10 protein-coding genes are annotated in these 16062 nt (G+C 71.3%); 9 read left to right on the top strand and 1 reads right to left on the bottom strand.

Annotated elements, in window-relative coordinates; translation table 11 throughout:
- Positions 1-3: 3 nt before the first annotated feature.
- On the bottom strand, positions 4-1812 hold the full coding sequence (locus tag ACFV6X_RS04050; RefSeq protein WP_385377252.1) for a coagulation factor 5/8 type domain-containing protein: 1809 nt from the start codon (positions 1810-1812) through the stop codon (positions 4-6).
- Between the two features lie 351 nt (positions 1813-2163).
- On the opposite strand from ACFV6X_RS04050, the gene ACFV6X_RS04045 reads away from it, so the two are divergent.
- The 9 genes from ACFV6X_RS04045 (at position 2164) to ACFV6X_RS04005 (ending at position 15928) form a co-directional block, all read left to right on the top strand.
- Complete coding sequence (locus ACFV6X_RS04045) at positions 2164-3246, top strand: DUF1996 domain-containing protein (protein WP_385377249.1); 1083 nt, start codon at positions 2164-2166, stop codon at positions 3244-3246.
- A 141-nt stretch (positions 3247-3387) separates the two neighbouring features.
- Positions 3388-5139, top strand: a complete 1752-nt coding sequence (locus ACFV6X_RS04040; RefSeq protein ID WP_385377246.1) for a discoidin domain-containing protein — start codon at positions 3388-3390, stop codon at positions 5137-5139.
- 57 nt (positions 5140-5196) lie between these two features.
- On the top strand, positions 5197-7884 hold the full coding sequence (locus ACFV6X_RS04035) for a glycoside hydrolase family 3 C-terminal domain-containing protein (RefSeq protein ID WP_385377243.1): 2688 nt from the start codon (positions 5197-5199) through the stop codon (positions 7882-7884).
- Between the two features lie 26 nt (positions 7885-7910).
- Positions 7911-8951, top strand: coding sequence for a LacI family DNA-binding transcriptional regulator (locus tag ACFV6X_RS04030; protein WP_385377240.1), 1041 nt, complete (start codon positions 7911-7913; stop codon positions 8949-8951).
- Between the two features lie 369 nt (positions 8952-9320).
- On the top strand, positions 9321-10637 hold the full coding sequence (locus tag ACFV6X_RS04025; RefSeq protein WP_385377237.1) for an ABC transporter substrate-binding protein: 1317 nt from the start codon (positions 9321-9323) through the stop codon (positions 10635-10637).
- Positions 10638-10651: 14 nt separating this feature from the next.
- Entirely contained in the window at positions 10652-11653 is a 1002-nt protein-coding gene (locus ACFV6X_RS04020) for a carbohydrate ABC transporter permease (RefSeq protein ID WP_385377234.1), read from the top strand.
- A 7-nt stretch (positions 11654-11660) separates the two neighbouring features.
- Complete coding sequence (locus tag ACFV6X_RS04015) at positions 11661-12500, top strand: carbohydrate ABC transporter permease (RefSeq protein WP_385377516.1); 840 nt, start codon at positions 11661-11663, stop codon at positions 12498-12500.
- A gap of 29 nt (positions 12501-12529) precedes the next feature.
- Complete coding sequence (locus ACFV6X_RS04010; protein WP_385377231.1) at positions 12530-13888, top strand: GH1 family beta-glucosidase; 1359 nt, start codon at positions 12530-12532, stop codon at positions 13886-13888.
- A 162-nt stretch (positions 13889-14050) separates the two neighbouring features.
- The gene (locus tag ACFV6X_RS04005) at positions 14051-15928 is read left to right on the top strand and encodes a discoidin domain-containing protein (protein ID WP_385377228.1); all 1878 of its coding nucleotides are present in this window, start codon (positions 14051-14053) and stop codon (positions 15926-15928) included.
- Positions 15929-16062 lie beyond the last annotated feature (134 nt).

The following is a 16062-nucleotide window of genomic DNA, read 5'->3' as shown; positions in this document are numbered from 1 at the left end:
CGGTCACGGGAACGACACCACCGTCGAAGGCACCGTCGACGTCCCCGAGGTCGGCGCTCCCGTGTCGTTGACGACGTGCGCGTACTGCCCGTTGCCGCCGAGGGAGACGACGAGCAGGTTGTGGAAGCGCACGCCCGAGCGCACGGGGGCGGCGAAGCCGTGGTGCTGCACGATCGACGGGGCCACGTTGTAGTAGCAGTAGCTGCCCATGCCCCAGCCCTCGTGCGCGGTGACGTTGTCGCCGACGCGGTAGGCCGCGTAGCCCCGGATCGAGCCGTTCTGGATGGCGGCCTGGTTCGGGGCGTCGTACGCCTTCTCGTTCTGGAAGAAGATCGTGCGGCCGCGCTCGCCGAACCACTGCACGTCGTACTTGTTGAAGTGCTCCACGAACAGCCCGGTCGCCAGCACGTCGTGGCCGTTGACCACGAGGCCGTAGTCGGCCCTGTTGGTCTCCCAGCCGACGCCCTCGCCGTGGTCGGCGCGCCAGATCCAGGTGTGGTCGATGATCGTGTGCCGGCTGTTGACGACCATGCTGGTGGTGGCCTTGCCGGGGCCCGCGCCGCCGATGCGGATGAAGACGTCCTGCACGGTGATCGGATCGGCGGAGTGGTCCCGGGAGCTGCCGCTCGGGCCGATCTCCACCAGGGTCGGGGAGTTGACCGGCCCGGCGTCGACCAGGAAACCGGCCAGGCGTACCCCGTCCACGTCGGCGACCTTCACCGCGGTCACGCCGTTGTCCGGGATGATCGTCGCGTAGCCGAGGCCGAGGACGACGGTGCCCGCGCGGTTCACCTGGATCGGCTGGTCGACGTGGTAGATGCCCGGCGTCAGCAGCAGGTGCAGGCCCTCCGCCAGGGCCTGGTTGAGGGTGGCGGCGGAGACGCCCGGCTTGGCGACGTAGAACTGGGACAGCGGCAGCGAGGTGCCGCGCGGGGTGCCGTTGCCCCAGGTCACGCCGCGCGCGTTGGTGCGCTTCTCCGGCAGGAAGACGCGGTACTCGCTGCCGCTCAGGTGGAGGAACGGCTTCTCCCGCGAGACGGGCGTGGTGTTGAGCGTGGTGTACGGCGGGTTCGGGAAGCTCTGGCCGGATGCGCCCTCGACGCCGGAGAACACCATGTTCCAGACGGCGTTGAGCCAGCCGCCGACCGCGCTGTCCCGGGTGTACCACTGCTGCTGGGAGTACGGGCCGACCTGCCCGTCGATCCGGCTGTCGGCGATGTAGCCGCCGCTCGCCCAGCCGTAGCCGTTGGGGGCGAGGTTGAGCCCGCCGCGCACATGCATACGGCGGAACGGTGCCGCCTGGGAGACCGCCCAGCGGTTGGTGCCGTTCACCGGGACCACGGCGAGGTTCTCCGCCGAGCGCCAGAAGTTCTGCGTGGCGTTGCCGTTGAACCAGCCGGCGTCGACCGTGACATCGCCGTTGATCGTCGTGTCGTCGGGGGACAGACCGAGGCCGGAGATGGAGGTGTAGAAGCCGATCTGGGCGTTGAGGCCGTGGTAGGTGCCCGGCTTGAACAGCAGTTGGTAGCGACCGGTGCCGAACTGCGCGGACTCCTGCTGCCGGAAGATCTGGTCGAGTCTGGCCTGGATACCGGGGGTCGACGGGTCGAAGACGATGACGTTCGGGCCGAGGTCGCCGCCGCCCGGCAGGGCGCGCGGGGACCTGCGGGCGGTGCCGCCTGCCGGGGCCGTGGCGGAGGCGGGGGTGGCGAGCGAGGCCAGTACGGGGGCGGCGGCAGCGGCGCCGAGGACGGTGCGGCGGCGCACGGCGGAGGGCTCGGGCGTGGCAGGACCTGTGGGGGCAGGGGACATGGGGGCGACTCTCCTTGTTCGGGAAATGAACGAAACGGAGGTGGGGGAGCGCTCTCTTGGCGTGAATGCTTCAGGCGTGTGAACCAGGCGTCAAGAGGTGCGGCAGTACTCCGCGGCTCCTTTACCGACGGAGCGTCAAATGCACTGCACATAGGCGGCTTTGCCGTTTTTCCGGCGGTGTGGGACGCACCGGCGCTCCGAGCATTGCATTCAAGAGATGGGGAGAAATGCCCACTGATCCTTCTGCCGAATCTCTTGACGCGCTCATGCGGTGCCGCCAACACTCCCGGTCGGGAGAGCGCTCTCCCAGCAGGCTGTGCAGAGACTCATCGACGAGCTCAGGAGGTCTCCATGCCACGGAGATCGAAAGCCATCTCGGGCGTCCTCATCGCGAGCGCCCTGTTACTGACCTCGCTCGCCGTCGGCGGCGTCGCGGCGAGCGACGACGGAGCCGCGAGCGGCGGGGCACACGCCGGCCACACCGCCGGCCACACCATGGCGGCCTCGGTCGCCGCCTCCGCCGACGACCCGGACGGTGACGGCTACATCCCCGCGAACCCGCCGGTCACCGGTGTCACCCCGTCCACGAAGGAGCCGCCGCACCGCTACTTCCACGAGTTCCAGGCCAACTGCTCGGTCAGCCACACCCGGCCCGACGACCCGATCGTGTATCCGCAGCAGCCCGGCAGGTCCCACGACCACACCTTCATGGGCAACACCACCACCGACGCGGCCAGCACCACCGCCTCGCTCGGTGCCGGCCGCACCACCTGCCTGGCTCCCGGCGACCGGTCGGCGTACTGGATGCCGACCATGTACGACGGCGACCGGCCCGTCCTCCCGGTCGGACCGCAGGTCATCTACTACAAGGCGGGCGTCACCGACTACACGAGCGTGCGTCCCTTCCCCAAGGGGCTGCGGTTCGTCGTCGGCAGCCCGATGCAGAGCGCCGCGGAGTTCCGGGGCCACAAGGGCTTCGTCGAGGGCTGGGAGTGCGGCGACAGCTTCTTCAACGTCGAGTTCCCGGCCGACTGCCCCGACCGGGCCGACGTACAGGTCAACATCCGTATGCAGGCGCCCAGTTGTTGGGACGGCAGGTACCTGGACACGCCGGACCACCAGAGCCACATGTCCTACCCGGTGGTCAACCCCGGCACGAACAACAACATCTGCCCGGCCACCCATCCGGTGGCGCTGCCGATGATCGAGTTCAAGATGGCGTTCCCCGTCAACGGCGACCTGTCGCGGGTGCGACTGGCCAGTGGTGCGGCCTACTCGTTCCACTACGACTTCTTCAACGCCTGGGACGAGCGGACGCTCAAGGCACTGGTGGACCACTGCGTCGTCGGCGCCCTCCAGTGCAACGCCCGCGGCTACGACGAGACCCATCCCGGGGCGGGCGCGGCACTGAACGAGCACTACGAGCTGCCCTGACGGTCACCCTTCGACCGGGCCGGCCCGGCCGGTCACGCCCCCGCCACGGCCGGGTCGCCCCTTCCCTCCTCGGCACCCAGCACGTTCCCCACGGCACCCCTGAGACGGCACCCCCGACCACCCCACACCGGAGAACCCACCATGAGCCGAGCCCATCCCCGCGCGCGCCGTCTGGCCGCGCCCCTCACCGCCGGTCTGCTGGCCGCCGGCGCCCTGACCGCCCTGCCCGCCACGCAGGCGCACGCCGCCGGCAGCGTCGTGAAGGTCACCGGCGGCCAGGGTGTCTGGCAACTGACCGTCGACGGCAGCCCGTACCAGATCAAGGGCCTGACGTGGGGGCCGTCCGCCGCCGACGCCGGCCGGTACATGCCCGACGTCAGGTCCATGGGCGTCAACACCATCCGCACCTGGGGCACCGACGCCGGCAGCAAACCGCTCCTCGACTCGGCGGCGGCCCACGGCATCAAGGTCATCGCCGGCTTCTGGCTCCAGCCCGGCGGCGGCCCCGGCAGCGGCGGCTGCGTCGACTACGTGACGGACACGGCGTACAAGAACCAGATGCTGGCCGAGTTCCCCAGATGGGTCCAGGAGTACAAGGACCATCCGGGCGTGCTCATGTGGAACGTCGGCAACGAGTCCGTGCTCGGGCTGCAGAACTGCTGGAGCGGCGACGAGCTGGAGCGCCAGCGCAACGCCTACACCACCTTCGTCAACGACGTGACCAGGAGGATCCACGCCGTCGACCCCGACCACCCGGTCACCTCCACCGACGCCTGGGTCGGCGCCTGGCCGTACTACAAGAGGAACGCGCCCGACCTCGACCTGTACGCGGTCAACTCCTACGACGCCGTCTGCGACATCCGGGCCGCCTGGGAGCAGGGCGGCTACACCAAGCCGTACATCGTCACCGAGACCGGACCGGCCGGTGAGTGGGAGGTGCCCGACGACACCAACGGCGTCCCGCTGGAGCCCACCGACCGGGCGAAGGCCGACGGCTACACCCGGGCCTGGAACTGCATCACCGGCCACCGGGGCGTCGCGCTGGGCGCGACCATGTTCCACTACGGCACCGAGTACGACTTCGGCGGCATCTGGTTCAACCTGCTGCCCGCCGGCCAGAAGCGGCTGTCGTACTACGCGGTGAAGAGGGCCTACGGCGCGTCCACCTCCGGTGACAACACCCCGCCGGTGATCGACGAGTTCGGTGTCGACGGCGACGCGGGGCGGGTGCAGGCCGGCCGGGACCTGGTGCTGACCGCGCGCGTGACCGACCCCGACGGCGACGCGCTCTCCTACGAGGTATTGACCAACAGCAACTACATCGACCAGAGCAAGCAGCTGACGCCGGTCCCGGTCACCGACCTGGGCGGCGGACGCCTGAAGGTCACCGCGCCCGACCGGCCCGGCGTGTGGAAGATCTACGTCAAGGCCACCGACGGCAGGGGCAACGTAGGGGTGGAGACCCGGTCGATCCGCGTGGTGCCGCCCGCCGTGGACGGCACGAACGTCGCCCTCGGCAAACCGGCCACCGCCTCCTCCTACCAGGCCGGTTACGGCGACTGCCCCTGTACGCCAGGGAACGCCGTCGACGGCAACCCCGGTACCCGGTGGGCCAGCGACTGGAGCGACCCGCAGTGGCTCCAGGTCGACCTGGGCACACGCACGAGCTTCAAGCATGTGCAACTGCACTGGGAGACCTCGTACGCCCGGGCCTACACCATCCAGACCTCCGACGACGGGGTGAACTGGCGGACGGTGCGCACGGTGACCGACGGCAACGGAGGGGTCGACGACCACGCGGTCTCGGGGACCGGCCGCTATGTGCGGGTCGACGGCACGGCGCGTGGGACGGGTTACGGCTACTCGCTGTACGAGTTCGGCGTCTACAGCTGACCTCCGGGTGGGCGGCTGACGTTGTGCACGGCTGATCGAAGGAGGGAGCGGGACCAGGTGGGGACGAGCGACGAAGAGGCCGACGACATCGACCGGCTGCTGGGGAAGCTGACGCCGCGGGCCAGGGCGTCGCTGCTCCGCGGCGCCACGATCTGGCGGACCCGGGCCGAACCGGCCGTAGGGCTGCGGGAGATGGTGCTGTCGGACGGCCCGGCGGGGGTACGGGGCGAGTCGTGGGACGAGCGGCACACGTCCGTCCTGCTGCCGTCGGCCACGGCGCTCGCCGCCACCTGGGACGACGCGCTGGTGGAGCGCCTCGGCGGAGTACTCGCCGCCGAGGCGCGCCGCAAGGGCGTCGACGTACTGCTCGCCCCCACCCTCAACCTGCACCGCAGCCCGCTGGGCGGGCGGCACTTCGAGTGCTTCTCGGAGGACCCGTACCTCACCGCCCGCATCGGTGCCGCGCTGATCCGGGGGGTGCAGGCGCACGGGGTCGCCGCGACGGCCAAGCACTACGTGGCCAACGACTCCGAGACCGACCGGCTCACCGTGGACGTACGGGTCGGTGAACGGGCGCTCAGGGAGGTGTACCTCGCCCCCTTCGAGGCGGCCGTGGCCGCCGGGGTCCGGCTGGTCATGGCCGGGTACAACGCGGTGAACGGCACGACCATGACCGCGAGCGAGCTGCTGACGGACCCGCTGAAGAGCGAGTGGGGCTTCGACGGGGTCGTGGTGTCCGACTGGGGTGCGGTGCGCGGCACGGTGGACACCGCACGGGCCGGTCTCGACCTCGCCATGCCCGGGCCCGACGGCCCCTGGGGCGAGGCGCTGGCGCGGGCGGTGGCCGAGGGTGAGGTGCCCGAGTCCGCCGTGGCCGACAAGGCGCGCCGCGTGCTGCGCCTCGCCGCTCGCGTCGGAGCCCTGGCGGGGGAGGGTCCGTCGGCCGTCCCGCGACGGGGAACACGCGAGGTGAGGGCACTGGCGCGCCGGGCGGTCGCGGCGGGGACGGTGCTGCTGGCCAACCGGGGGGTCCTGCCGCTGGACGTGGAGCGGCTGAGGGCGTGCGGCCCGGACGAGGACCACCCGGAAGCCCCTGACACGGACGCGCCACGCGCGGAGCTGCAACGTCCGGGCGGGGACGGGGAGCCGGCAGACCTCACGCCGCAGGCACCGGAACGCCCAGGTGGAAGCCTGGAGTCGGCGGACCACACCCCCGAGGCGTCGCCCCCCACCACCACCTCCCCGCATCCGTACCGTCCGCCCACCGTCGCCGTCCTCGGCGCGCACGCCGCGCGCACCCGCACGCAGGGCGGTGGCAGCGCCGGTGTCTTCCCGCACGCCGAGGTGTCCGTCCTGGACGGCATCCGGGCCGCGCTGCGCGGCCGGGCCCGGGTCGTCCACGTTCCCGGACCGCGGCCGGACGGGCCGCCGCCCCCGCTCGACGCGGCCACCTGCTCCGACCCGCGTTCCGGGCAGCCCGGTGTCCTGCTGCGCGTGCTCGACGCCGCCGGGCGCGAGCTGTACGCGGAGCGGCGGAGCGGCGGACGGTTGCTGGAGCCCCGCCTGGTGCCCGGCGCGCACACCGTCGAGATCAGCGCGCGGCTGCGGCCCCGCGTCGAGGGCCGATGGACGCTGGGCGTCGCCGGGTTCGGCCGGATGCGCCTCGAACTGGACGGCCGGATCCTGCTGGACGGGGAGTTCCCGCCGCTGACCGACGACCCGGCGGTGGTGCACGTCCACCCGCCCGCCCACTACGCCACCGCCGAACTGGCCGTCGGACAGGACGCCCTGCTGCTGGCCCGGCGCGAACTGGTGCCCGGCACCGGCAGGGCGACCGTCGTCAGCGCGGCCCCGCCCGCCCCGGACCTCGCCCGTTCGCTCGCCCAGGCCGCCCGGGTGGCGCGCGAGGCGGACGCGGCCGTGGTGGTCGTCGGCACCACCGAGCACGACGAGTGCGAGGGCCGCGACCGCACCGCTCTGACGCTGGGCGGCGCCCAGGACGCCCTGGTCCGTGCCGTGGCCGCCGCCAATCCGCGCACCGTGGCCGTGGTCAACAGCGGCGGACCGGTGGAGCTGCCCTGGCGGGACGAGGTCGGCGCGCTGCTGCTGGCGTGGTTTCCCGGCCAGGAGGGCGGCGGCGGCCTGGCCGACGTCCTCTTCGGGCGGGCCGAGCCCGGCGGACGGCTCCCGACCACCTGGCCGGCCGCCCTGACGGACGCCCCCGTCACCGCCACCGGCCCGTCCGGTGGCCGGCTCGACTACACCGAGGGCCTGCACATCGGCCACCGCGCCTGGCTGCGTGAACGCCGCACGCCCGCCTACTGGTTCGGGCACGGCCTGGGATACACCACCTGGTCCTACGAGGGGCTGACGGCGCCGGAGGTGACCCCTGCGGGGGAGGACCTGACGGTGCACGTCCGGCTGCGCAACACCGGAAGCCGCTCGGGCCGGGAGGTGGTCCAGGTGTATCTGTCCCGCCCGGAGGGATCCGTCGAGTACCCGGAGCGCTGGCTCGCCGGGTACACCCCGGTCCACGCCGGCCCCGGCGAGACGGTGACGGCGACGGTCCGGATCCCGGCACGAGCGCTGAGCCACTGGTCACCCGGCCACGGCTGCTGGCTCACCGAGCCGGGCCCCTGCATGGTCCTGGCGGGCCGCTCGGCAGGCGACCTGCCGCTCGCGGCGGACGTGGAGGTGGAAGCGAGCCAAGCGAACCGCACCCCCGGAGAGCGCTCTACCCCCTGACCCGCTCCCCCCTTTAGGGTGCGGGCATGAGCAGACAGGCCCCGACCCTGGAGGACGTCGCCCGGGAGGCCGGGGTCTCCCGGGCCACCGTGTCCCGCGTCGTCAACGGCGTCCGCAACGTGGACCCCGCCATCCAGGACCTGGTCCGCCGGGCCATCGAACGGACCGGGTACGCCCCCAACCAGGCCGCCCGTTCCCTGGTCACCCGGCGCACCACCACGGTGGCCCTGGTCGTCTCGGGCGCGGGCGACGCCTCCGACGCAGAGCAGGACGCCTTCGCCACGCGGGTGTTCGCCGACCCCTTCTTCGGCCGCGTGGCCGGCGGTGTGGTCGGGCATCTCAGGCCGCGCTCGATGCACCCGGTGCTGATGTTCGCCGAGACGCCCGAGGCCCGGCAGGAGGTCGTGACGTATCTGCGTCAGGGCAGCGCCGACGGCGCGCTGGTGGTCTCCACGCACCCCGACGACCCGCTGCCCGCGCTGCTCGCCGACGCCCGGCTGCCGGCGGTGCTGTTCGCCCGGCCAGGGCGTCCGGTGGCGCTCAGCTACGTCGACCTCGCCCACCGGGACGGCGGCCGGCTCGCCGCCGAGCATCTCCTCGCCCGGGGCTGCCGCCGCGTCGTCACCGTCGCCGGCCCGCTGGCGGTCGCGGCGAGCCAGGAACGCCTCGCCGGGTTCCGCGACACCATGGCCCGGCACGGGCACCCGTACCTGCCGGTCGCCGAGGGCGGCTTCACGGTGGACAGCGGTATGGCGGCGATGACCTCGCTGCTGGCCGAACACCCCGAGCTGGACGGCGTGTTCACGGCCAACGACCTGATGGCCCAGGGCGCCGTCCAGGTCCTGCGCGACCACGGACGCCGGGTCCCGCGGGACGTCGCCGTCGTCGGCTTCGACGACTCCAGCGTGGCCGTCACCTGCCGGCCCCGACTCACCACCGTGCGGCAGCCGGTGGAGGAGATGGCGGCGACGATGGCCCGTCTGCTCGACGAGCACATCAGGGGCACCCGCGCCGAGCCGACGTCGGTGATATTCGATCCGGAACTCGTCGTCCGCGACTCGGCGTAGGTCCGACTGGTGGACAGGGCGTCGCCGACGGGGCGGCGGGTTACAGGAGTTGGGCGCTTCCTCGGGGGCCCGCGGCCGGTCGAGACCCAACCGTTGCACAACGGCACCCCGGCCGGACCCCTCGCAGGTCCGGACCGTAGTCCCAGGTCATCGGCGGCCCGCCCGCCGTTCCTGGCCCTCCGGTACGCGCCGTGTCCCGCCGAACCTGCCAAGAGACGCTGCCGGACATCTTGACGGGCCTTTCTCTTGAGGTTTAACTCACGTCCTAAATTAAGCCATGAGGGGCTTCGGAGCGTGAACGCGAACGGGCGTCGTGCGCCTCCGGGCCGTCCTCGGACTTCTCGACTCCCGGAAGGGACACCAGGAGCCATGCGCAGCATCCGAGCCGCGGCCGTAGGCGCCGTCACCCTGTCTCTCGCTCTCACCGCCTCGGCCTGCGGAGGCGGTTCCGCCTCGGGCGGCGGGTCCAACGACTCGCCCAAGACGCTGACCTACTGGGCCTCCAACCAGGGCGCCAGCGTCGAGGTCGACAAGAAGGTCCTCCAGCCCGAGCTCGACAAGTTCGAGAAGCAGACCGGCATCAAGGTGGAGCTGGAGGTCGTGCCCTGGTCCGACCTGCTGAACCGGATCCTCACCGCCACCACGTCCGGACAGGGCCCGGACGTGCTCAACATCGGCAACACCTGGAGCGCCTCCCTCCAGGCCACCGGCGCGCTGCTGCCGTGGGACGCGAAGAACCTCGACAAGATCGGCGGCAAGGACCGCTTCGTCGACTCGGCCCTCGGCTCGACCGGCGTCCAGGGCCAGGACCCGGCCGCCGTGCCGCTGTACTCGATGGCCTACGCGCTCTACTACAACAAGAAGATGTTCGCCGACGCGGGCATCTCGCAGCCCCCCGCCACGTGGGACGAGCTGGTCGAGGCCGGCAAGAAGATCTCCAAGGACGGCAAGTGGGGCCTCGGCGCCGAGGGTTCGAACCTGTCGAACAACATCCACCAGGTCTTCGTCCTCGGCAAGCAGCACGGCGCCGACTTCTTCACCGCCGACGGCAAGCCCGACTTCACCTCCGAGGGCGCGGTCGCGGCCGTCAAGCAGTACGTCGACCTGATGGCAGGCGACAAGATCATCGCCCCGGGCAACGCCGAGTACGCGCAGAACCAGTCGCTGAGCGACTTCGCCAAGGACAAGACGGCGATGGTGCTCTGGCAGACCGCCTCGGCCACCTTCGCGTCGATGGGCATGAAGGAGGACGACTGGGGCGTCGCCCCGGCCCCCGTCCAGTCCGGCGAGCCCGGCACCGGCACCAACACCAACTCCATGGTCGCCGGCATCAACATGGCGGTCTTCAAGAACTCCGACAACATCGACGGCGCCACCGAGTTCGTGAAGTTCATGACCAGTGACGCCGAGCAGAAGATCCTCAACAAGGCCTACGGCTCCATACCGCCGGTCAAGGCCGCGCAGTCCGACGCGGCGTTCAACTCCCCGGCCACGGCCGTCCTGCGCGAGACCCTGGCGAGCAGCGCCTCCGCGCTGCCCCAGGTCCCGGACGAGTCCCAGTTCGAGACGGCCGTCGGCACGGCGGTCAAGGAGCTGTTCGCCGACGCCGCGGCCGGCCGCGAGGTGACCACCGAGTCCGTGAAGGCCGCGCTCGCCAAGGCCCAGCAGCAGATGCCGACGAAGTGAGCCCGGACACCACCATGACCACCACCACCGCCTCGGCACGGCCCGGTGAGCGGACGGTCGGCAAGAACTCCCCCGGTGCGGCGCGCGGCCCCCGCCGCCGCACCGGGCGGATCCGCCGGATCGGCCTGCCCTACCTGCTGCTGCTCCCCGCGCTGGCCCTCGAACTCCTGGTCCACCTGGTGCCGATGGTCATCGGCATCGTGATGAGCTTCAAGGAACTCACCCAGTTCTACATCCGGGACTGGAGCCTCGCCCCGTGGACCGGCGTCGACAACTACCGCATGTCGGTGGACTTCGACGCCCCCGTCGGCCAGGCGCTGCTCGACTCGTTCCTCATCACCTGCGCCTTCACGATCCTGTCCGTCGGCCTGTGCTGGTTCCTCGGCACCGCCGCCGCGATCTGCATGCAGGACACGTTCCGCGGCCGGGGCCTGCTGCGCGCGCTGTTCCTGGTGCCGTACGCGCTGCCCGTCTACGCCGCCGTCATCACCTGGGCGTTCATGTTCCAGCACGACAACGGCCTGGTGAACCACGTCCTGCACGACCAGTTGGGCCTCACCGACAAGCCCTCCTTCTGGCTGATCGGCGACAACAGCTTCATCGCCCTGCTCGTCGTCTCGGTCTGGAAGGGCTGGCCGTTCGCCTTCCTGATCGTGATGGCCGGTCTGCAGAACATCCCCAGGGACCTGTACGAGGCGGCGGCGCTGGACGGCGCCGGCGTCTGGCAGCAGATCCGCCGCATCACCCTGCCCTCGCTGCGCCCGGTCAACCAGGTGCTGGTCCTGGTGCTCTTCCTGTGGACTTTCAACGACTTCAACACGCCGTACGTCCTGTTCGGCAAGGCGGCACCGGCGGCGGCCGACCTGATCTCCATCCACATCTACCAGTCGTCGTTCGTCACCTGGAACTTCGGCGCCGGCTCGGCGATGTCGGTCCTGCTGCTGCTCTTCCTGCTCGTCGTGACGGGCGTGTACCTGCTGCTGACGTCACGTGGCCGGAGGTCCACCCATGTCTAGGTCTCCGATGGCGGCGCCCCGCTCCTTCCTGTGGACCCGCCGGATCTTCCTGACCCTGCTCACCGGCTTCGTCCTGCTGCCGGTGTACGTCATGGTCTCCAGCTCCCTCAAGCCGCTCCAGGACGTCTCCAGCTCGTTCCGCTGGCTGCCCAGCGAGCTGACCGTCCGCCCGTACATCGACATCTGGTCGACGGTCCCGCTCGCCAAGTACTTCGTGAACTCCCTCGTCGTGGCGGGCGCGGCGACGGTCTGCTCGGTGGTGATCGCCGTCTTCGCCGCCTACGCCGTCAGCCGCTACGACTTCCCCGGCAAGCGCGTCTTCTCGGTCACCGTGCTGTCGACGCAGATGTTCCCGGGCATCCTCTTCCTGCTCCCGTTGTTCCTCATCTACGTCAACATCGGCAACGCCACCGGCATCGCGCTGTTCGGCTCGCGGGGCGGCCTGATCCTGACGTATCTCACGTTCTCGTTGCCGTTCTCGATCTGGATGCTGATCGGCTACTTCGACTCGGTGCCGCGTGACCTGGACGAGGCGGCACTGGTGGACGGCTGCGGCCCGCTGCGCGCCCTGGTGCAGGTCGTCGTGCCGGCCGCGATCCCCGGCATCGTCGCGGTCGCCGTCTACGCCTTCATGACCGCCTGGGGCGAGGTGCTCTTCGCGTCGGTGATGACCAACGACACCACCCGCACCCTCGCGGTCGGCCTCCAGGGCTACTCCACGCTCAACGACGTGTACTGGAACCAGATCATGGCCGCCTCGCTCGTGGTGAGCGTCCCCGTGGTCGCGGGCTTCCTGCTGCTCCAGCGCTATCTCGTCGCCGGGCTGACGGCCGGGGCCGTCAAGTGACCAACGCTCCTGTATCCGAAGGGACTTCCGTGACCATCGACCTCGCCGCACTCCCGCACGACTTCCTGTGGGGCACGGCCACCTCGGCGTACCAGATCGAGGGAGCCGTGGCGGAGGACGGCCGCTCGCCGTCGATCTGGGACACGTTCTCGCACACCCCGGGCAAGATCGCGGGCGATGACCACGGCGACGTCGCCTGCGACCACTACAACCGCTGGCGCGAGGACATCGACCTGATGCGCCGGCTGGGCACCAACGCCTACCGCCTGTCGATCGCCTGGCCGCGCGTCGTACCGGGCGGCGACGGCCCGGTGAACCCGAAGGGCCTGGCCTTCTACGACGAACTGGTCGACGGGCTGCTGGAGGCGGGCATCACCCCCTCGGTCACCCTCTACCACTGGGACCTGCCCCAGGCGCTCCAGGACCGCGGCGGCTGGCCGGAGCGCGAGACGGCCGAGCACTTCGCGGCCTACGCGGCCGTGGTGGCGGAGCGCCTCGGCGACCGCGTGTCCCACTGGGCGACGCTCAACGAGCCCCTGTGCTCCGCCTGGATCGGCCACCTGGAGGGCAAGATGGCCCCCGGCTGGACGGACCTGACGGCGGCGGTCCGGGCCTCCTACCACCTGCTGCTGGCGCACGGTCTGGGCATGCAGGCCATCAAATCGGCGGCCCCGCACGCCCAGGTCGGCATCGTGAACAACCTCTCCACGATCCACGCGGCGACGGACCGGCCGGAGGACCTGGCGGCGGCCCGCCGCATGGACGGCCACACCAACCGCTGGTGGCTGGACCCGGTGCACGGCCGGGGCTTCCCTCAGGACATGCGGGAGGTCTACAGCGTGGAACTCCCCGAGCAGCCGGGCGACATGGCGGCCATCGGAGCGGAGCTGGACTGGCTGGGCCTGAACTACTACTTCCCGCAGACGGTCGCCGACGACCCCACCGCCCCCGCCCCCCAGGTCCGCACCGTCCGCCGTGACGGCGTCCCGCGCACCGGCATGGACTGGGAGATCGACGCGAGCGGCATCGAGGAACTGCTGCTGCGCCTGACCTCGGAGTACGGCCCGCGCAGGCTGTACGTCACGGAGAACGGCTCCTCCTTCCCGGACGTGGTCCGCCCGGACGGGACGATCGACGACCCCGAGCGCCGGGCCTACCTGGAGCAGCACCTGGCGGCGTGCGCGTCGGCGGCCCGCAAGGGGGCTCCGCTGGCGGGGTACTTCGCCTGGTCGCTGCTGGACAACTTCGAGTGGGCGTACGGCTACGACAAGCGGTTCGGGCTGGTCCACGTCGACTACGCCACCCAGGTCCGCACGATCAAGGGCTCCGGCCACCGCTACGCGGAGATCGTCCGCGACCACCGGGGCCGGGTGCGCGAGGCGGCGTAAGGGCCCGGCGGGTCGACAGACCCCGTGGTGGGCGCGGTCGCGGGAGTCCGCGTCCACCACGGCTCCCCGACATTTCACTTTGCCTGTCAGGTGCACGCCAATCCCCGCAGCACGGCAATCAGTACGGCAATCACCACGACATCCGCGCGTAAGGAGACCCGCATGCAGCTCCGCACACCCCGCCTCCTCGTGACCGCGTTGACGGCCGTCGCCCTGCTGTCCGCAGGACCCGGCCTCACCGCACCCGCCGTCGCCGGGCCGTCGGCGGTGGCGGCCTGGGACACCGACCGGGCCGCCTCCGCCTACGCGGCCGTCCCGTCCTCCGTCACGGCCTCCGGCAGCGAGAACGCCGGCACCGCGCCCGGCCTGGCCTTCGACGGCAACGGCGGTACCCGCTGGTCGAGCAACTTCGCCGACGACGCCTGGATCCGCGTCGACCTCGGCTCGACGATCCGCGTCGACCGGGTGGTACTGGACTGGGAGGCGGCGTACGGCAAGAGGTACGTCCTGGAGGCCTCGCGCAACGGGACCGACTGGACCCCGTTCTACACGGAGACGGCCGGCACGGGCGGCTCGGTCACGGCCCACACGTATCCGCAGGAGGTGACGGCCCGCTACGTCCGCATGCGCGGCGTCGAGCGTGCCACCGCCTGGGGCTACTCCCTGTTCTCCTTCAAGGTCTACGGCGGCGAACCGGCCCCCGCGTCCACCACGCGCACCAACCTGGCCCTCAACCACCCGGCGTACGCGAACTTCTACCAGCACGCGGGCAACTCGCCCGCCTTCGTCACGGACGGCGGCCGGCCGGCCGACCTGAAGGCGGACGTGAGCCGCTGGTCCAGCGACTGGAACGCCAACCGCTGGGTCTCGGTCGACCTGGGCGCGACCTCGACGATCGACACCGTCGACCTGTACTGGGAGGCGGCCTACGCGGTCGACTACGAACTCCAGGTCTCGGACGACAACCGCACCTGGCGCACGGTGTACCGCCCGACGGCCGCCGAGGTCGCGGCCCGCCGCGCGGACGTGAAGTCACCCGGCGAGGCGACCGGCCGCCACGACTCGGTCCGCCTCCCGACCCCGGCCACCGGCCGCTACGTCCGCATGCTAGGCAAGGAACGCCGTTCCTTCCACAACCCGGCGCCCCACACGGCCCAGTTCGGCTACTCCCTCTACGAGTTCGAGGTCTGGGGCACGGGAGGCAGCGCGGCGGCGGCGTACCCGGCGCTGCCGGGCGACCAGCCCGGCACGTACCGCACCACCTTCTTCGACGACTTCACCGCGCCGTCACTGGACCGCGGCAAGTGGCGGGTGGTCCGCACGGGCACGGAGATGGGCTCGGTGAACGGCGAGTCCCAGGCGTACGTCGACTCCCCGGACAACATCCGCCTGGAGAACGGCGCGTTGGTGCTTCGGGCCAAGCACTGCAAGGGCTGCACCCAGGCGGGCGGCGGCACGTACGACTTCACGTCGGGCCGCATAGACACCAACACCAAATTCGACTTCACCTACGGCAGGGTGAGCGCCCGCATGAAGCTGCCGGTCGGCGACGGCTTCTGGCCCGCGTTCTGGCTCCTGGGCAGCAACGTCGACGACCCGTCCCTCTCCTGGCCGTCCTCCGGCGAGACCGACATCATGGAGAACGTCGGCTACGCGGACTGGACCAGCACCGCCCTGCACGGCCCCGGCTACTCGGCCGACGGCAACATCGGCGCCCGCCAGACCTACCCGAACGGCGGCCGTGCCGACCAGTGGCACACCTACGCGGTGGAGTGGACGCCCACCGGCATGGACTTCTACGTCGACGACCGCCTCGTCCAGCAGACGACCCGCAACAAGCTGGAGTCGACGCGCGGCCAGTGGGTCTTCGACCACAACCAGTACGTGATCCTGAACCTGGCCCTGGGGGGCGCGTACCCCGCCGGCTGGAACCAGGTCACCACTCCCTACTGGGGCCTGCCCCAGTCGAGCGTGGACCGGATCGCGGGCGGGGGAGTGCAGGTGGAGGTGGACTGGGTGCGGGTGGAACAGAAGGGCTGAGCCGTCGAGGAGGAGGCGAGCCGCCGGCACCCGCGGCGCGCCCCCCCCCCCGGGCCCGGCGCAGGGACCAAACATCACACCCCCCTAGCCCGAATGTGCGGGGACCCACCAACCACCACCCCCGGGGCCCCGTT

Source organism: Streptomyces sp. NPDC059861 (assembly GCF_042731435.1).
Classification (GTDB): domain Bacteria; phylum Actinomycetota; class Actinomycetes; order Streptomycetales; family Streptomycetaceae; genus Streptomyces.
Note: the sequence above shows the minus strand (reverse complement) of the source record. Positions and strands in the feature narration are given on the sequence as shown.

What these genes read in the sequence shown, in the direction of transcription:
- ACFV6X_RS04050 (WP_385377252.1), bottom strand. Translation starts at nt 1,812, where the DNA reads ATGTCCCCTGCCCCCACAGGTCCTGCCACGCCCGAGCCCTCCGCCGTG.
- ACFV6X_RS04045 (WP_385377249.1), top strand. Translation starts at nt 2,164, where the DNA reads ATGCCACGGAGATCGAAAGCCATCTCGGGCGTCCTCATCGCGAGCGCC.
- ACFV6X_RS04040 (WP_385377246.1), top strand. Translation starts at nt 3,388, where the DNA reads ATGAGCCGAGCCCATCCCCGCGCGCGCCGTCTGGCCGCGCCCCTCACC.
- ACFV6X_RS04030 (WP_385377240.1), top strand. Translation starts at nt 7,911, where the DNA reads ATGAGCAGACAGGCCCCGACCCTGGAGGACGTCGCCCGGGAGGCCGGG.
- ACFV6X_RS04025 (WP_385377237.1), top strand. Translation starts at nt 9,321, where the DNA reads ATGCGCAGCATCCGAGCCGCGGCCGTAGGCGCCGTCACCCTGTCTCTC.
- ACFV6X_RS04020 (WP_385377234.1), top strand. Translation starts at nt 10,652, where the DNA reads ATGACCACCACCACCGCCTCGGCACGGCCCGGTGAGCGGACGGTCGGC.
- ACFV6X_RS04015 (WP_385377516.1), top strand. Translation starts at nt 11,661, where the DNA reads ATGGCGGCGCCCCGCTCCTTCCTGTGGACCCGCCGGATCTTCCTGACC.
- ACFV6X_RS04005 (WP_385377228.1), top strand. Translation starts at nt 14,051, where the DNA reads ATGCAGCTCCGCACACCCCGCCTCCTCGTGACCGCGTTGACGGCCGTC.